Origin of the sequence: Streptomyces sp. NPDC008092 (assembly GCF_042957285.1) — a bacterium.
Lineage (GTDB): Bacteria > Actinomycetota > Actinomycetes > Streptomycetales > Streptomycetaceae > Streptomyces.
Map to the genome: position 1 here is coordinate 1 of NZ_JBIBHY010000045.1, position 1288 is coordinate 1288.

Sequence of the window (1288 nt, forward strand, 5' to 3'; positions counted from 1 at the left end):
GCGTCAGTCCGTATACATCGCCTTACGGCTTCGCACGGACCTGTGTTTTTAGTAAACAGTCGCTTCTCGCTGGTCTCTGCGGCCACCCCCAGCTCAAGAGGAAAACTCTCTCACCAGGTGTGGCCCCCCTTCTCCCGAAGTTACGGGGGCATTTTGCCGAGTTCCTTAACCATAGTTCACCCGAACGCCTCGGTATTCTCTACCTGACCACCTGAGTCGGTTTAGGGTACGGGCCGCCATGAAACTCGCTAGAGGCTTTTCTCGACAGCATAGGATCATCCACTTCACCACAATCGGCTCGGCATCAGGTCTCAGCCTTGATGTGCGACGGATTTACCTACCGCACGGCCTACACCCTTACCCCGGGACAACCACCGCCCGGGCTGGACTACCTTCCTGCGTCACCCCATCACTCACCTACTGCAAGTCTGGTTCGTCGGCTCCACCACTCCCCTTTGCCCGAAGGCTCCGGGGCGGCTTCACGGACTTAGCATCGCCTGGTTCGATGTTTGACGCTTCACAGCGGGTACCGGAATATCAACCGGTTATCCATCGACTACGCCTGTCGGCCTCGCCTTAGGTCCCGACTTACCCTGGGCAGATCAGCTTGACCCAGGAACCCTTAGTCAATCGGCGCACACGTTTCCCACGTGTGAATCGCTACTCATGCCTGCATTCTCACTCGTCAACCGTCCACAACTCGCTTACGCGGCTGCTTCACCCGGCAGACGACGCTCCCCTACCCATCACGATCCCCGTTGGGGGTACATATCGCAATGACACGACTTCGGCGGTACGCTTGAGCCCCGCTACATTGTCGGCGCGGAATCACTAGACCAGTGAGCTATTACGCACTCTTTCAAGGGTGGCTGCTTCTAAGCCAACCTCCTGGTTGTCTCTGCGACTCCACATCCTTTCCCACTTAGCGTACGCTTAGGGGCCTTAGTCGATGCTCTGGGCTGTTTCCCTCTCGACCATGGAGCTTATCCCCCACAGTCTCACTGCCGCGCTCTCACTTACCGGCATTCGGAGTTTGGCTAAGGTCAGTAACCCGGTAGGGCCCATCGCCTATCCAGTGCTCTACCTCCGGCAAGAAACACACGACGCTGCACCTAAATGCATTTCGGGGAGAACCAGCTATCACGGAGTTTGATTGGCCTTTCACCCCTAACCACAGGTCATCCCCCAGGTTTTCAACCCTGGTGGGTTCGGTCCTCCACGAAGTCTTACCTCCGCTTCAACCTGCCCATGGCTAGATCACTCCGCTTCGGGTCTTGAGCGTGCTACT

At 57.3% G+C, this 1288-nt stretch carries 1 rRNA gene; it reads right to left on the bottom strand.

Annotated features, from left to right (window positions below):
* Positions 1–1288: ribosomal RNA gene (locus tag ACFZB3_RS50115) — 23S ribosomal RNA — on the bottom strand; the annotation flags it as partial.